This is a genomic window from Mesorhizobium sp. 131-3-5 (assembly GCF_016756575.1).
In the GTDB taxonomy this organism is placed as follows: Bacteria; Pseudomonadota; Alphaproteobacteria; order Rhizobiales; family Rhizobiaceae; genus Mesorhizobium; species Mesorhizobium jarvisii.
The window spans coordinates 3,994,799-4,009,754 of the sequence record NZ_AP023254.1 but is presented as its reverse complement, the minus strand read 5'-3'; the positions used below and the strand labels follow the sequence as shown (position 1 = coordinate 4,009,754).

Sequence of the window (14,956 nt, the reverse complement as noted above, 5' to 3'; positions counted from 1 at the left end):
AAGACAGGCAGAACCAGGCGGTTCGCGGCGGGTGGCGTCGCAGGAGAGTTCAAGAAAAACTACGCTTTCCGCTTTTCAGCCTGGCGCCGGATCCATTCGTCGGCCGCGTCCCCCATCGTCTTTTCCCGGCCGTCCTTGAGCCAGGCCATGAAAGTCCGATCGAACCTGAACGTATCGCCGCATTCGCGCGTGAAAAAGCGGCGCACATTCTGGGTGTTGCGATAGGATTTCGTGATGGGCGTGGCACGCGAAATCGGATCCGCGTGCCAGTCGAACGCATTCATCGTCAATCCTTGCGCCGCCAGGGTTCAGATGCAGCCAAGGGCTAGCAACTGCGGTGCGGCTTCGCAAGCAGGCCTAGAACTTATCCAGATCCTGGTGCCGCGCCTTGATCTCGCGGACGGTCCGTGACGACGAGCGCAGCACGATGGTGTGGGTGGTGATATAGGTGCGGCCGAACTTGACGCCGGCCAGCATATTGCCGTCGGTGACGCCGGTGGCCGCGAAAAGCACGTCGCCGCGCGCCATGTCTTCCGCATGGTAGACCCGCTTCGGATCGGAAATGCCCATCTTGGCGGCGCGCGCGACCTTCTCCGGCGTATCGAGGATCAGCCGGCCCTGCATCTGGCCGCCGGTGCAGCGCAATGCGGCCGCGGCCAGCACGCCTTCCGGCGCACCGCCGGTGCCGAGATATAGGTCGATGCCGGTTTCCTCCGGGTCGGTGGTGTGGATGACGCCGGCGACATCGCCGTCGCCGATCAGCCGGATCGCCGCTCCCGTGGCGCGCACGGCATCGATCAGCTTGGCATGGCGCGGCCGGTCGAGGATGCAGGTGGTGATGTCGGAAACCGCAACGCCCTTGGCTCGCGCCAGACTCGCGATGTTCTCGGCCGGCGACGCGTCGATGTCGATGACGCCTTCGGCATAGCCCGGACCGATGGCGATCTTGTCCATATAGACGTCTGGCGCGAACAGCAGACTGCCCTTCTCGGCGATGGCGATGACGGCAAGCGCGTTGGGCAGGTTCTTGGCGCAGATCGTCGTGCCTTCGAGCGGATCGAGCGCTATGTCGACTGCCGGTCCTTTGCCGGTGCCGACCTCCTCGCCGATATAAAGCATGGGTGCCTCGTCGCGTTCGCCCTCGCCGATCACCACCGTGCCCTTGATGGCAAGGCGGTTGAGTTCCTGGCGCATGGCGTCGACAGCGACCTGGTCGGCAGCCTTTTCATCGCCACGGCCGCGCAGCCTGGCGGCGGCCACGGCGGCCCTTTCGGTGACGCGCACCAGTTCCATGGTGAGTATCCGGTCAAGGCCGGCGACGATGTTCTGGGCCACATTCATGTTCGGCAAATCCTCGTTGGCATACGCCTCCCGCCGGAGGCGGGCCTGTTTTGTCAAACGAGCATGACAACGGCAAGACCTGCCGAACGTTTTATCGAAAGGCCAGCAATATCAATCGATTGAACCGCATTTCCGACACGATCGCGACCCGGTCGGAAACGACCGGGCCGCCTTGAAGAAGCAAAAAAGGTGGCTCTCGCGATCTAGAAAACCGCGAGATATCTGAGCAGCGAAATGATGCCGATGATGATGACGATGACCTGCACGATCTGCCGCATCCTGGCGTCGAGCGGCAGGCGCTGCACGAGATAGAGAACGAGAATAATGACAAGGAATGTGATCAAGATGCCGATCAACACGGATGAAGCCACGACGCCCTCCTTCAAATGATTTCCTGAAACGGGAAGACGAGCCGGCAAAGCCGGCTCAAGGCCGGCGCACTCAATACCAGCGGCGCGACGTGTCGTTGCTCATCGACTGGCCGACGGCAATCCCGGCCAGAAAGCCGAGCAGGCCGATCACGCCGATCACGGCGGTCGTCGTGCCTGGGTTTTCTCGCGCAACTTCCGAAACCGCCTGGGCCTGACTGCGCAGCTGCTGCGCTGTGCGCGACGCGCGTGCCGAAGCCGTCTCATAAAAATCCGAAGCCTGTTCGCTGGCATCATCGAGCATTTCCGCGCCCCTTGCCGAAATGCTCTTGTTGATCTTGGTGATCTCCTTGCGCAGTTCAGCAATCTGCTTTTCCAGCGTTTTCTGGATATCGTCGATGGCTGGGGTGTCGGACTTGTTGGTATCGGCCATGAAGCGGCTCCCTTGGTTGCTGACCAAGAGAACGGCGCCGCAACGAATTCGTTCCGCCCAGTTGGGGCTGATCGCCATCGGGTCGACCGAAACGCCGGCGGGGATTGTTACCCCGGGACGAAGCTACCCTGCCCGCTCGATGCGGATGACCTGCGGCTTGTCGGTCAGGTGACCGTCCTTGGTGATGCCGTCGACGGCCTTGCGCACGGCGGCCTCGGTGGTCTCGTGGGTGACGAGGATCACCGTCTTCTGCGCCGCCGCCTCGCCGCTGACAGCATGCTGGACGATCGATTCCAGCGAAATATCGTTGTCGGCCATGCGCTTGGCGATCGCGGCGAAGACGCCGATGCGGTCATGCACCGTCAGCCGGATGAAGTAGCCGCCGGCATGGCTGCGCATCTGAGCCTTCTTGTAGGGCCTGAGCTCCTTCGCCGGCAGGCCGAAGACCGGACCATGCTGGAAGCCGGGCCGGCTCTTGGCAATGTCGGCGATGTCGCCGATGACGGCCGAGGCAGTGGCGTTGCCGCCGGCGCCGGGGCCTGAAAGCAACAATTCGCCGAGAATGTCGGTCTCGATCGCCACCGCATTGGTGACGCCATGCACCTGCGCGATGACGGAAGCGGTCGGCACCATGGTCGGATGCACGCGCTGCTCGATGCCGCTTTCGGTGCGCTGAGCAACGCCGAGCAGCTTGATCCGGTAGCCGAGATCGCCGGCCGCGCGGATGTCGGCCTGGGTGATGTTGGAAATGCCTTCCATATAGATGTCGTTGGCGGCGATCTTGGTGCCGAAGGCAAGGCTGGTCAGGATCGACAGCTTGTGCGCGGTGTCGTGACCCTCGATGTCGAAGGTCGGATCGGCCTCGGCGTAACCCAGTCGCTGCGCGTCCTTCAGGCAGGCATCGAACGAGATGCCTTCGGCCTCCATGCGGGTCAGGATGTAGTTGCAGGTGCCGTTGAGAATGCCGAACACGCGATTGACCGAATTGCCGGCCATCGCCTCGCGCATCGTTTTGATGACGGGAATGCCGCCCGCCACCGCCGCCTCGTAGTTGAGCAGCACGCCCTTCTTCTCGGCGATCTCGGCCAGCGCCACGCCATGCTTGGCGAGCAGCGCCTTGTTGGCGGTGACGACGTGGCGGCCGGCTTCGAGCGCGGCCTTCACCGACAGGCGCGCCGGCCCCTCGTCGCCGCCGATCAGTTCGATGAACACGTCGATCTCGGCCGTCTGCGCCATCTTGACCGGATCGTCGAACCATTTTGCGGCGCTGACATCGACGCCACGGTCGCGTTTCGGGTCGCGCGCCGAAACCGCCGACACGACGATGTCGCGCCCGCATTGCCGGGTCAGCTCGGCCGCCTTGTCGCGCAGCACCCGCGCCACCGATGCACCGACCGTGCCAAGTCCGGCAATTCCAACACGCAGAGCTTCAGCCATGGAAGGCGACGTCCCTCAAAACCAGATCGAATTTTTGCTTACCGGTGGGCGGACAGCGGCACCACATTGTTGGGCTGCTTGGCGCTGGTCGACAGGAAGCGTTTGATGTTGCGCGCCGCCTGGCGGATCCGGTGCTCGTTCTCGACCAGCGCCAGGCGCACGAAATCGTCGCCATGTTCGCCGAAGCCGACACCGGGCGCCACCGCCACATCGGCGTGCTCGATGAGCAGCTTGGAGAATTCGAGCGAGCCCAGATGCTTGAACGGTTCGGGGATCGGCGCCCAGGCGAACATCGAGGCGGCGGGAGCTGGAATGTTCCAGCCGGCGCGCCCGAAGGAATCGACCATCACGTCGCGGCGCTTGTGGTAGACCTCGCGCACCTCGGCGATATCGGCGCCGTCGCCGTTGAGCGCATGGGCCGCCGCCACCTGGATCGGCGTGAAGGCGCCGTAGTCGAGATAGGACTTCACCCTGGTCAACGCGGAGATCAGCCGCTCATTGCCGACGGCAAAACCCATGCGCCAGCCGGGCATGGAGAACGTCTTAGACATCGAGGTGAATTCGACGCAGACATCGATGGCGCCCGGCACCTGCAGCACCGAAGGCGGCGGGTTGCCGTCGAAATAGATCTCCGAATAGGCAAGGTCGGACAGGATGATGATGTCGTTCTTCTTCGCGAACGCCACCACGTCCTTGTAGAAGTCGAGCGAAGCGACCAGCGCCGTAGGGTTCGACGGATAGTTCAGGATCAGCGCCAGCGGCTTCGGGATCGAGTGGCGAACGCCGCGCTCCAGCGCTGGAATGAAACCATCGTCCGGCTCGACCTGCAGCGAACGGATGACGCCGCCCGACATGATGAAGCCGAAGGCATGGATCGGATAGGTCGGGTTCGGGCACAGAATGACGTCGCCAGGCGCGGTGATCGCCTGCGCCATGTTGGCGAAGCCTTCCTTCGAGCCGAGCGTGGCCACCACCTGCGTGTCGGGGTTGAGCTTCACGCCGAAGCGGCGCTGATAGTAGGCGGCCTGGGCGCGGCGCAGGCCGGGAATGCCGCGCGAGGAGGAATAGCGATGCGTGCGCGGATCGCGCACCACTTCGCACAATTTGTCGACGATGGCCTTGGGCGTCGGCAGGTCCGGATTGCCCATGCCGAGGTCGATGATGTCGGCGCCGCGCGAACGGGCGCTGGCCTTGAGCCGGTTGACCTGCTCGAACACGTAAGGCGGAAGCCGGCGGACCTTGTGAAACTCTTCCATGGCAGTTCCAGACAGCAAAAGGGGCTATTGGGCGCGCGCTATATACTCATTTGCAGGTAGGGTCGAGGGCGGGATCGCATTTGCCTTCGATCTGCTTCAGCGCCTGGGGACCATGTTTCGCGGCCAGGTCCGCCAGTGCCGCCTGATTGGCGACCGCAGCGCCGCCGCTGCTTTTGGCGCCCTGCGCGGCGCCGTCAGCCTTGAGTTCGGCGAGCTTGGCGTTCGTCTCGGCTGGCGTGAGCTGCTTGTTCGCCACTTTGGGCGGGATGTTGAGGTTCGGAAAGGTGCCGGTATCCTTTGGACCTGCATTCTCGGCCATCGGCACCGGAGCGCCGGTATTCGTGCTCGAACACCCGGCGATCCCCAAAAGGACGATCGCCGCGCCGATGCGGCAAAAGCGTGCGGCATCAAAAAAAACAGTCTCGCCAATATTAATCGTCATATTGTTTCCTTGGCAGCCGAGGTAGAGCGAGATTGGACCCTGTCGGATGTCCCATGTTAATATGTCAAGAAAACGCTTCGGGAGGAACCCCGCGAACCATGTCCAAAACACCCGATTCGGGCAAAACGGAAGATGACGAGCCTTCGACCGTCGAGCAATATCTGGTGAAGGATCCGGAGCGCTTCGCGTTGAACATGGCGCGCATGATCGAGCAGGCCGGCAAGGCGGCGTCCGCCTGGGCCGAACCGCGCGAGCGCGGCGAAGTGCGCGACCACGTCGCCGAACCAGTCGTCGACATGGTCAAGACGTTTTCCAAGCTGAGCGAATACTGGCTCGCCGACCCGCAGCGCGCGCTCGAAGCGCAGACGCGGCTGTTCGCCGGCTACATGACCGTGTGGGCGAACGCCATCCAGCGCGTCAGCCCCAACGCCGAAGGCCAAGACGACGCCATCAAGCCGGAGCGCGGCGACAAGCGTTTCCAGGATCCGGAATGGGGCCGCAACGCCTTCTTCGATTTCCTCAAGCAGGCCTATCTCGTCACCTCGCGCTGGGCGTCCGAACTGGTCGAGCACGCCGAAGGTCTCGACGAGCACACCCGCCACAAGGCGAGCTTCTACGTCAAGCAGGTGTCCAATGCCATCTCGCCGTCGAATTTCATCCTGACCAACCCCGAACTTTTCCGCGAGACCGTCGCTTCCAACGGCGAGAACCTGGTGCGCGGCATGAAGATGCTGGCCGAGGACATCGCCGCCGGCAAGGGCGACCTGAAACTGCGCCAGGCCGACTATTCGCCTTTCGAGATCGGCAGGAACATCGCCACCACACCCGGCAAGGTGGTCGGCCGCAGCGATGTCGCCGAGATCATCCAGTATGATCCGGCGACCGAGACGGTGCTGAAGCGCCCGCTGCTGATCTGCCCGCCCTGGATCAACAAGTTCTACATACTTGACCTCAACCCGCAGAAATCCTTCATCCGCTGGGCCATCGAGCAGGGCCACACCGTCTTCGTGATCTCCTGGATCAATCCGGACGAGCGCCACGGCGCGAAGGGGTGGGAAGCCTATATCAGGGAAGGCCTGCAATACGCCCTCGACACGATCGCGGAGGCGACCGGCGAGCGGGATGTCAACGCGATCGGCTACTGCGTCGGCGGCACGCTGCTGGCGGCCGCGCTGGCTCTGATGGCCAGGGAAGGCGACGACCGCATCAAGTCAGCCACTTTCTTCACCACGCAGGTCGACTTCACCTATGCCGGTGACCTCAAGGTCTTCGTCGACGAGGAACAGGTCGCGGCGGTGGAGAAATCGATGAACGAGAAGGGCTATCTCGACGGCACCAAGATGGCGACCGCCTTCAACATGCTGCGCTCCGGCGACCTGATCTGGCCCTATGTCGTCAACAACTACATGCGCGGCAAGGACCCCCTGCCCTTCGACCTGCTCTACTGGAATGCCGATTCGACCCGCATGGCGGCAGCCAACCATTCCTTCTACCTGCGCAATTGCTATCTCGAGAACAACCTCTCGCGCGGCACGATGGAGCTGGCCGGGCATACGGTCTCGCTCGGCGATATCACCATTCCGATCTACAACCTCGCCTCGCGGGAAGATCACATCGCGCCGGCGCTGTCCGTCTTCCTCGGCTCGAAATATTTCGGCGGCAAGGTCGACTACGTGATGGCGGGATCGGGCCACATAGCCGGTGTCGTCAATCCGCCCGCCTCCGGCAAGTACCAGTATTGGACCGGCGGCAAACCGGAAGGCGATTTCGGCCAATGGATTGCCAAGGCCGTAGAGCATCCCGGGTCGTGGTGGCCGCACTGGCAAGGCTGGATCGAGGCCAAGGACAACACCCGCGTGCCTGCCCGCAAACCCGGCAAGCATATGAAAACCTTGGGCGATGCTCCCGGCAGTTATGTGAAGGTGCGTGTGTAACGGACTGTAATGTGTGGTGAGTTGACGGCCCGGCAAAAGCGGGCGAAATGGTGTCGTCAACCGTCAAGCAGCCATAATTCGGCAATCACTGCAAAAATACTTCCAGGCTTGCGGATTTGACACAGGTCTCGTTTCCGGATCGGAGACAAAGGTCACCTTGGACAGCGACTTCCAGTGCTGAGCCAAGGACGTACCGACCGGACATCGAGGGGGAATTTGACTTTGAAATCAGCAGGATGGAGCCTCGCAAAGGGAGAACGCAGCGCCATCTTGGCAGCGCTCTGCTCTGTGCTCCTGGCCTCCTGCACATCGGCCGGCGACCCGACAATGTCGGTCGGAATGCCCGGCTACAATGCCTCAGCCTCTGACATCAATGCGGCCGCCACCGGCAAGTCCGTCGCCACCGCCGATTCGACATCGCAGACAACGGCCATGCAAACGACCGTGATGAGCGAAGGCGACACCGCACTCCCCGAAAAAGTCGCTTACGTACCGATGGCCAAGCCCCAAGCAGCCTTTCCGCTGATAACGCCGGCCGGCGCTGAAACGATCGCGGGACAAACGCCGCAGGCCTTGCAGCAGCCGGCCCAGACGGCGCAGCAGACCGACGCGGTCGCCCAGAAGATCGCTGCCGCCGATGCCGCGGTGACAACGCCGAAGCCAGCCGCGGCGCCGGTGATGAACAATCCGGTCTATGTGACCGCGGGTGAGGCGCCACAAGCCGAGGCGCCGAAGAAACGGGGCTTCCTGGCCTCGATGTTCGGCGCCACGCCCGCTTCGGCCACACCGGCTCCGCTCATCAACACGCGATCGGGCGAACAGCCGACCGCACAGGCCAAGCCCGCGCCCGCCGCGGCGGCAAAGCCGATCATCACTTTGGCCTCGGCCGACTCCACGGCAAAGCCGATACAGTTGGCCTCGACCGGTGACGACGCCGGTCATATCACTGGCAGCGATGCCTTGCCTGGCGTGCGCCAGACCGCCCTGTTCGAGATCAAGCGCAAATCCGGCCTCGACGACGAAAGCGACGTCGACCTCAATGAGGACGAGGGTCCAATCGGCGGCAGCTATCAGGTTGCGTCCGCCGCCGGCATGGCCCGGCTCGCGCCCAACGGCCTGCTGAAGCAGAACGAAAGCGTCGATGTCGCCTGCCTGAAGCCCTCGCTGGTGCGCGTGCTGAAGACGATCGAAGGCCATTACGGCCGCAAGATGGTGGTCACGTCTGGCTACCGCGACCCCGCCCGCAACCGCCGCGCCAACGGTGCCAAGAACTCGCTGCACATGTACTGCGCCGCCGCCGACATCCAGGTTCCCGGCGTCTCCAAATGGGAACTGGCGAACTACATCAGGACCATGCCCGGCCGCGGTGGCGTCGGCACCTATTGCCACACCGAATCGGTACACGTCGATGTCGGGCCCGAGCGCGACTGGAACTGGCGCTGCCGCCGGCGCAGCGGCGGTGACGACGGCTGAACGGCGCGATTTGACGGGCCGGAGCCTGCGGGCAGACAACATCGGTCCATTGGACAATTCTCAAAACTTTCGAGATTGGCCAAAGCGCCACTGCACCGCTGCAGCGCCCCTGAGTCGGGGCATGGGTTCTGGGGTCTGTGCCGCGTCGCTGCGCTCCTTGCTCGGCCCAGAATGACGAAACGATGGGCGTTTCCCCTGGCCGGCAAGCCGTGCAGCCATGGCGAAACCCCATCGTTTCCAAGGACTGGAAAAAAGTTGTCCAAGCCGGCACCTGACGGGTTGCCGGTTGCGCACAACGTCAGTATAAGCCGCTTCGTCTGAGCGCGCCCATCGTCTAGCGGTTAGGACACCGCCCTTTCACGGCGGTAACAGGGGTTCGATTCCCCTTGGGCGTACCAGACTTTTCAAACACTTGGCGACCTCCCCGTCCTTACTGTCCAATTTTTGGCCAATATCGCCCGGAGCCGGCCGATTCCAAGGAATCGGTCAAAATGGCAAAGCAAACAATTTCGCATGCAGGGTGGACGCCACCCACGCCGAATCCGGCATGCGTGAATGCGGCGGACTTTCAGAGACTCGCCATTTATCGCCGTCTGCGCCGAGCCCTTTAGCGCTTCTTCGCCTTCGGGGTGAACTCCTCGACCCGCGCCCCGCGCCATCCTGAAGCATCGCCTGCTCCAGCGCCTGGGCTTCATCTTCATCCTATGTGGTCAGGATAGTGCACCAGTGCGCCCTGTCGAAGACGCTGGCGATCTAGGCCGGCTTGTCGGTCATTGGCCGGGATCGGTGCTGTTGAGACTGCACATGCGGATCAACCAGCCTCCGCCATCAGCGTGTCGCTCAAAGACGCTGAGTGAAGTTCCATTTCCGGTGGCCTCACCCTCCGAATAGGCCGCCAGAGACCATGCCAGGTGCCCGGAAGTCCCCGCCTCCATTATGGCTAGTGTTTTGTCGGGGGTGGCGTGTTGAGTCCAGACGCCATGCAGCGCCTCTATCGCCGCGCGGCCGCGAGCCGGCGGCGCATAGGGAGAATGCAATTCCGCATCAGGTGTGAATACCGCTGCGCAACCGGCAGCATCCCGATCTCGATAGGCCGCAACGTAGATATCCCAAAGCTCCTGCAGTTCGTCGCGGATCGACATCATCTCCTCCCGGCTGTTCCTTCATTCGTACGCTGCAATTATATTAGCATTAGCACATATATTGACCAGCCGGCGTCGCTGTTGCTCACAAAACAGCCCGTCGGTCAGGCCCGGCGTCCTATTCACATCCCAATCTATAGGGTGCCGGGCCGCACTGCCGTGGAACCCTGGGCGCCTGTTGGCCTACACAGCCGAAGGCGCATCGTGTGTCCTTTGGAGCGCTCGGAAGTGCTCGCTGCTTGGGCGATATCAGCGGCTTCATGATGCTCTTGCGGAGTGCCTTCCGCTGCCATCAGAAAGCGCTCGACTTCAGCCTGCGATAGCTGCTTGGAGGGGATGGTTCTGGCCATTGGCGATCTCCGTTTTGAGGGGTCGCCGCAACGATAGATTATGTTCCTCGACAGGATCGAGCGCGCAAGATTCGAATGGCCGGCCGCGAGTTCATTTGCATTTTAGCTAATTGAATGTGAGATGGTCATGAAATTCCGAGCGGGGGCTCATGACTACAGACATTTTTCTGACCGCTGTCGCGGCATTCTCGATACTCGTTCCGCTGTACTTTATCCTTAGGTGAGGCGTTAAGCCGCCTAGTTGGCGTCACGAGCGCGCGTTTCCCGCTGGCGCTGTCCTACGCGGCAGAGGCTTCCCGCGCGTCCTGGCGCCCGCCTATGGCCAGTCGCTGTGTCTCCGGTTGCACCTGCAATCTGCTTGAACGCAGAAACCTCGCCGCTCCATTTGCGAAGCGGCGAGGCCTGCCCCAACCTCGCCCCAATTGCCGGTCCCAACAGCCGGCTATGCTGACAATGCAATTGTTGTGCCAGCGACAAATTGATCCATTACGGGACAGAAGAAGGACCGGTCGCCGCAAGTTACGCGGCCGCATCGTCCGGCCCGCTCGGACGCCTCCCGCTGCGCGCCAGAGTGGTCAATGCGCGCTCCTCCGCGGCGAGGCGGTAGCGCAGCACTGCCGCCTCCTGCTCCCGCTCACGCTCGAGGCGCCCTTGCTGAGTCCCAGAGTAACCGCATCAACCATCTTATTAGCATGCGCTTGTGTTCCTCATAAAGCCGGATCATTATTCAAACCATCGGGTCGCTGAAGGGGTAGAGCGCCATGGAACTGAGCAGCTATGATCCGAGCGGGAGCATTTTTGCATCACCCGCCTTCCTTAACCTCACGGCTGTTTTCATCATTCTGGCCGCCTTCGACGTTGCGCGGCTGATTGCAATGTCACGCGCGGATTCTCTCGATCGGCTTCAGTTCGCGCCAATCGAAGCCGCAAGTTGAGGACCGTTGTTTCTTGGCTTCAGCGGTCATGCTCTCGACGGTGTGCGCAATAGCGATGTTGTGGGGGCGCCATCTTGTTCGTTGACTACTACGAACTCCTGGAAATCAGCCCGAACGCCAACTCGGAAACGATAGAACGGGTATTCCGCTATTTTGCCATGCGCTACCATCCTGACAATCAGGACACCGGCGATGAATCACGGTTCAGCGAAATCCTGGAAGCCCACAATGTTCTCAAAGACCCTGTCAAGCGCGCGCGGTATGACATTCAGCACAAGGACCATTTGAATCTGCGAACGGAGTTGATTGGGGAAGCCAGCAACAACACAACCATCGAACGTGATGTGGCCATTCAGGCAAAATTGCTCTCCCTGCTCTACGTCAAACGCCGACAAGACGTAAACAATCCCGGCATTGGCGATACAGAAATCGAACGTTTGTCAGGCTGTCCACGAGAACATCTTGAGTTTCATCTCTGGTACCTGAAAGCCAAGGGCTGGATTGGAAGGATCGAGAACGGAACCTTCGCGATCACCGTGGAAGGCATCGATCGCGCCAATTCCGAACATCGCCGTGACACCACCATAAGACTGCTGGACCATGCCGGCTGAAACGCGGAAGCTCGCGTCAGCGCCGTATTGACTAACCGCCGACCAGCGGCACGGTAACAGTGGTGGCGTAGTTGATCGGAAAGGTGTCGAGGTAAGGAAAATCGACGACGAAGGCATAGGTGGCGGTCAGATGCGCCATGCGGAAACCGCCGCTTGCCGGGTCGATGGCGATCGTCACGTTCACATCCTTCAAACCCAAGGCCTGCAATTTCTGCGTGGCGATCGATTGGATGTCGGCCTGGGTCAGCGTGTTCTGAAGCTGCAGCGAGCGCGATGATGTCTCCAGCGTATAGCGAACGCTGGACACCGAATGCATCGACCAGCCCAGGGCGAAGATCCCGAACAGCAATATGATGAGGAACGGTGCGATCAGCGCGAACTCCAACCCGGATCCGCCTGATCGATCTCGCCGGAAGGCGCTTTGCCTGGCGCAATTCCAGGAAAAGTGTGAGCCGGTTGTCCCGGGAAAAGCGCGCAGCGCTGTCCCCAAGGAATCGCGACAAAACAAAGAGCTAGGGCGTTTCGCCATTTCCGCGAAGCGGTGAGACGCCCTAGCGAACACGGATCACCTCCAGATGGCCGATGACGCTGGAAGCGGAAAAGACGCCGAAGGTGAAGGGCGGCGTCCAGGTGGCCGATGCCTGGATCTGAACATAGACCGACGGCACCTTTGGTCCGCTGCACAGCGTGGAGGCGTCGACCACGGTCGTCCCGCACATATAGATCCGGCTTAGCGTGACCTGGCCGTCCGCCGGCCGTTTCTCCCAGCTCGAAATGGCAACGGCTTGCGTCGCCGTATCATTCGTCGACCCTTCCATGATCAGGTTCGCGGCGGTCTTGACGCCGGCACGCATCGACAGCGAGCTCGTCACATAGGACCAGCCGTCGATGATACCGAGCAGCGCCGCGCACAGGAAGGGCAGGACCATGGCGAACTCGACCGCGGCAACGCCAGAACGGTCGCCAAGGATCGGCTTTGATCGGCGTTCCACGGGAGGCTACTCGACCAGTGCCACGGACTGCGCGGCCGGAATGTCGCGCATTCCGAGGCTGGTGCAATCCTGATTGATGGTTGAACTGCCTGACCATTGTATCGTATCGGCAACGACTTGGGTGCAGCCGCCGTTGCCCGAGAAATTGCCGAGATAGCTGATCTGCTGTCTTGGGAAGTAGATGGCCCCAGTCAGCAGCGAGTCGGCTGTACCGTTGAACGTGCTGGATGCACTGCTGCCGGCCCTGTCGCCATAAAACAGAACGCCTGAATAGGCGCCGGAAGTCGGCGCACTGAGCTGCACGGAGGCGTTGCCATTCATGCTGACCGTCGAGCTGCCTGACATGAAGATAGTCACCCCGCTGCCGGTGACGGAAGCGTTGGCGTTTATCTTGAGATTGCCCTGAACGACATAGACGCCCGGCTGGAGGGTAACGCTACCGCTAAGGCTGAGTCCGCTGCAGTAGGTGCCGGGCTTCAATGTCGACTTGTTGGCATTCTGGCAAGGGTTTGAGGCGGCCGGGGTCGGCAGGTCGGCGAATGGATCGGCGACAGGCAGCGCCTGGGTGATCGGGGCCGGGCAGACGGTCGTAACCGGATTGCTGAGAGAAACGCCGCCCGCCGATATCAGGCAATCGACCTGCAGTGCTGCCGAGCCCTGGAGCTTGATGGCGTCCGAAGCGTTCGAGTTGGACATCACTACGCAGCCGGTGACCTTCACGCTGGTATTGCCGGAAAACAGCACAGCCTGCGAGGCGGTCGCATCGAGCGCGGTCATGCAGGACTTCGAGGCGTCGGTGATGAGGGCCACCGCCCTCGCCTGCTCGGGCACCTGACCTTGTGTGAAGATCGAGGTGAACATCCGGTTGAGGTTCTGAGCGACGATGACCTCGACCGCCTTCTTCGCCGTATTCGGCCCGGACGCCGGCGGCGTATTGACCACGACCGTGCCCGAGCCCAGCCCGTTTGTCGCTGCCGATTGCGTCGCGGCCGCGATGATCGTCGGCTTGTCGGAACCCGAGATCTGTTCAAGCGCGCCGGCATAGGCCGCGGCATCGGCCGTCGCCTGTAGTCTCAGGCTGTTGTAGTACCAGTAGGAGGTCTCCACGCCAAAGCCGGCCGCGCCGACGACGATCGGCAGGGTGAGGGCGAAGATGGTGGCAACATTCGCCCGTGTGCTCCGGCCTATACCGGTCGCCATGATCCGAATTCGGGCGAAGCAATTGAAAGTCATAACTTAAATTAGAAAACATGCATATATGAAGGAACGGCTAAAAAGTTCGGTTCATTTTTGATGAGGGCTTCGATTGACAGACAGTGGGCCGTCGGCTGATCGGTGCACGCAGAGGTCGCGATACGCAAGAAACTCACGCGGCGCTGGAACGTCAGCACCGTGCGGCACCTTCCGCCTGGGCAAAAGCCTTCGAACTACATGTTGCTGGCAGGACGAATCGGAGGCGGTGGGCGATGCGCGGGCTTTTGCCGCGATTTAAGGGGAATATCCGCCAAGGATGCGCGAATCGGCTTGATGGATAGCGATAGTGCATTGCCACGGCGCTTCAGCAGCCCGGCTGAAATCTTGGCAACGAGGTCTCGTATTTCCATGGGCGCTCCTCCCGAGCAGCCCCCGCCACCTTATTATTAGCAACGAAGCGAATCCTCCGCATTTAACTTTGATGTATCGAGGTCACGCAAATGTCGCTTCGATGTCAGCCTCATCGAACACCATCTCCGCCCGTTGACGGTGACCGCGCCCTCAGCCACCCCTGCCCCCTGGACAACGAAGGCGTAGGCAGGTGCTGCCTGGAAGGAAATATCTTCTTTTAGGCGGAAAGAACTGGAGCCGACTCAGTCGCTAGTCCAGCCGAAAGCTCTCTCTGTACGGCCAGGAAAAACCTCCGCACTTCATCACTGGCGGTTGCTCTGTCCCTGCCCGACCCGACAACCAGGTCGAGCAACTCGGCTGCTTTAGCCCTCCAGAACGAGGCTGCAGGCTCGCCATGCAGATTGTCTAGCTTGGCTGCAACTTCCCTGATCAAGAACAGCTGACGGTCGATCGGGAATGCACGGACTTTTTCTGGGGACATCTTCCAAACCTGAACTGACGCAACGAATCAACCATTGCTGAACAAGCAATGGCGTAGCCGCCAAGGTGGAAACGGAAGCTTAACGCCGCTGTCGATGCATCACCGTGCGAGGAAATGCAGATGATGATCCAGGCACGAGATCACCACGCACACTCA

17 protein-coding genes and 1 tRNA gene are annotated in these 14,956 nt (G+C 61.5%); 5 read left to right on the top strand and 13 right to left on the bottom strand.

All coding sequences use genetic code 11. The annotated features are described in order from the left end of the window. Positions 1–59 precede the first annotated feature (59 nt). The 7 genes from JG747_RS19560 to JG747_RS19530 form a co-directional block, all read right to left on the bottom strand. Entirely contained in the window at positions 60–284 is a 225-nt protein-coding gene (locus JG747_RS19560; RefSeq protein WP_019858465.1) for a DUF6434 domain-containing protein, read from the bottom strand. A gap of 73 nt (positions 285–357) precedes the next feature. Beyond that, positions 358–1,341 carry a class II fructose-bisphosphatase gene (gene glpX, locus JG747_RS19555; RefSeq protein WP_019858467.1) on the bottom strand — a complete coding sequence of 328 codons (984 nt, stop codon included), beginning with the start codon at positions 1,339–1,341 and terminating at the stop codon, positions 358–360. 203 nt (positions 1,342–1,544) lie between these two features. Beyond that, positions 1,545–1,712 carry a Thivi_2564 family membrane protein gene (locus tag JG747_RS19550; RefSeq protein ID WP_080643948.1) on the bottom strand — a complete coding sequence of 56 codons (168 nt, stop codon included), beginning with the start codon at positions 1,710–1,712 and terminating at the stop codon, positions 1,545–1,547. Between the two features lie 70 nt (positions 1,713–1,782). After that, on the bottom strand, positions 1,783–2,142 hold the full coding sequence (locus tag JG747_RS19545; RefSeq protein ID WP_038652824.1) for a hypothetical protein: 360 nt from the start codon (positions 2,140–2,142) through the stop codon (positions 1,783–1,785). Between the two features lie 123 nt (positions 2,143–2,265). Beyond that, positions 2,266–3,579, bottom strand: coding sequence for a homoserine dehydrogenase (locus tag JG747_RS19540; RefSeq protein WP_019858470.1), 1,314 nt, complete (start codon positions 3,577–3,579; stop codon positions 2,266–2,268). Between the two features lie 38 nt (positions 3,580–3,617). Continuing rightward, positions 3,618–4,835 (bottom strand): LL-diaminopimelate aminotransferase, encoded by a 1,218-nt coding sequence (locus JG747_RS19535; protein ID WP_019858471.1) that lies wholly within the window; start codon positions 4,833–4,835, stop codon positions 3,618–3,620. A gap of 46 nt (positions 4,836–4,881) precedes the next feature. After that, positions 4,882–5,388 (bottom strand): hypothetical protein, encoded by a 507-nt coding sequence (locus tag JG747_RS19530; RefSeq protein WP_038652827.1) that lies wholly within the window; start codon positions 5,386–5,388, stop codon positions 4,882–4,884. Between JG747_RS19530 and JG747_RS19525 the strand changes: the two genes are divergently transcribed. The 3 genes from JG747_RS19525 (at position 5,376) to JG747_RS19515 (ending at position 9,082) form a co-directional block, all read left to right on the top strand. Further along, entirely contained in the window at positions 5,376–7,211 is a 1,836-nt protein-coding gene (locus JG747_RS19525; protein ID WP_064984205.1) for a PHA/PHB synthase family protein, read from the top strand. The two genes, JG747_RS19530 and JG747_RS19525, sit on opposite strands and share 13 nt — an antisense overlap. Positions 7,212–7,427: 216 nt before the next feature. After that, positions 7,428–8,684 (top strand): YcbK family protein, encoded by a 1,257-nt coding sequence (locus JG747_RS19520; protein ID WP_064984204.1) that lies wholly within the window; start codon positions 7,428–7,430, stop codon positions 8,682–8,684. 323 nt (positions 8,685–9,007) lie between these two features. After that, positions 9,008–9,082, top strand: a tRNA-Glu gene (locus tag JG747_RS19515). Positions 9,083–9,454: 372 nt separating this feature from the next. Here JG747_RS19515 and JG747_RS19510 read toward each other — a convergent pair. Then, positions 9,455–9,826: a YybH family protein gene (locus tag JG747_RS19510; protein WP_244748153.1), complete on the bottom strand. Its 372-nt coding sequence runs from the start codon at positions 9,824–9,826 to the stop codon at positions 9,455–9,457. Between the two features lie 1,111 nt (positions 9,827–10,937). On the opposite strand from JG747_RS19510, the gene JG747_RS19505 reads away from it, so the two are divergent. Together JG747_RS19505 and JG747_RS19500 are read left to right on the top strand one after the other, a co-directional pair. After that, positions 10,938–11,111, top strand: a complete 174-nt coding sequence (locus JG747_RS19505) for a hypothetical protein (protein WP_019858475.1) — start codon at positions 10,938–10,940, stop codon at positions 11,109–11,111. Positions 11,112–11,185: 74 nt separating this feature from the next. Further along, positions 11,186–11,722, top strand: a complete 537-nt coding sequence (locus tag JG747_RS19500; RefSeq protein WP_019858477.1) for a DnaJ domain-containing protein — start codon at positions 11,186–11,188, stop codon at positions 11,720–11,722. 31 nt (positions 11,723–11,753) lie between these two features. Here JG747_RS19500 and JG747_RS19495 read toward each other — a convergent pair whose 3' ends face one another. The 5 genes from JG747_RS19495 to JG747_RS37060 form a co-directional block, all read right to left on the bottom strand. Next, on the bottom strand, positions 11,754–12,107 hold the full coding sequence (locus JG747_RS19495; RefSeq protein ID WP_223217723.1) for a TadE family protein: 354 nt from the start codon (positions 12,105–12,107) through the stop codon (positions 11,754–11,756). Between the two features lie 166 nt (positions 12,108–12,273). Then, positions 12,274–12,714: a TadE/TadG family type IV pilus assembly protein gene (locus tag JG747_RS19490; RefSeq protein WP_038647190.1), complete on the bottom strand. Its 441-nt coding sequence runs from the start codon at positions 12,712–12,714 to the stop codon at positions 12,274–12,276. Positions 12,715–12,720: 6 nt separating this feature from the next. After that, positions 12,721–13,947, bottom strand: a complete 1,227-nt coding sequence (locus tag JG747_RS19485) for a pilus assembly protein TadG-related protein (protein WP_202359847.1) — start codon at positions 13,945–13,947, stop codon at positions 12,721–12,723. A 194-nt stretch (positions 13,948–14,141) separates the two neighbouring features. After that, a complete protein-coding gene (locus tag JG747_RS19480; RefSeq protein ID WP_155249097.1) occupies positions 14,142–14,318 on the bottom strand; it encodes a hypothetical protein in 177 nt (58 codons plus the stop codon). Between the two features lie 218 nt (positions 14,319–14,536). Further along, positions 14,537–14,800 (bottom strand): DUF6074 family protein, encoded by a 264-nt coding sequence (locus JG747_RS37060; RefSeq protein WP_038647194.1) that lies wholly within the window; start codon positions 14,798–14,800, stop codon positions 14,537–14,539. Positions 14,801–14,956: the final 156 nt, after the last annotated feature.

Excerpts from the sequence above, each read along its gene's own strand:
- JG747_RS19510 (WP_244748153.1), bottom strand. The coding sequence starts at position 9,826 with ATGTCGATCCGCGACGAACTGCAGGAGCTTTGGGATATCTACGTTGCG.
- JG747_RS19505 (WP_019858475.1), top strand. The coding sequence starts at position 10,938 with ATGGAACTGAGCAGCTATGATCCGAGCGGGAGCATTTTTGCATCACCC.
- JG747_RS19540 (WP_019858470.1), bottom strand. The coding sequence starts at position 3,579 with ATGGCTGAAGCTCTGCGTGTTGGAATTGCCGGACTTGGCACGGTCGGT.
- JG747_RS37060 (WP_038647194.1), bottom strand. The coding sequence starts at position 14,800 with ATGTCCCCAGAAAAAGTCCGTGCATTCCCGATCGACCGTCAGCTGTTC.
- glpX (WP_019858467.1), bottom strand. The coding sequence starts at position 1,341 with ATGAATGTGGCCCAGAACATCGTCGCCGGCCTTGACCGGATACTCACC.
- JG747_RS19485 (WP_202359847.1), bottom strand. The coding sequence starts at position 13,947 with ATGACTTTCAATTGCTTCGCCCGAATTCGGATCATGGCGACCGGTATA.
- JG747_RS19545 (WP_038652824.1), bottom strand. The coding sequence starts at position 2,142 with ATGGCCGATACCAACAAGTCCGACACCCCAGCCATCGACGATATCCAG.
- JG747_RS19535 (WP_019858471.1), bottom strand. The coding sequence starts at position 4,835 with ATGGAAGAGTTTCACAAGGTCCGCCGGCTTCCGCCTTACGTGTTCGAG.
- JG747_RS19560 (WP_019858465.1), bottom strand. The coding sequence starts at position 284 with ATGAATGCGTTCGACTGGCACGCGGATCCGATTTCGCGTGCCACGCCC.
- JG747_RS19525 (WP_064984205.1), top strand. The coding sequence starts at position 5,376 with ATGTCCAAAACACCCGATTCGGGCAAAACGGAAGATGACGAGCCTTCG.
- JG747_RS19480 (WP_155249097.1), bottom strand. The coding sequence starts at position 14,318 with ATGGAAATACGAGACCTCGTTGCCAAGATTTCAGCCGGGCTGCTGAAG.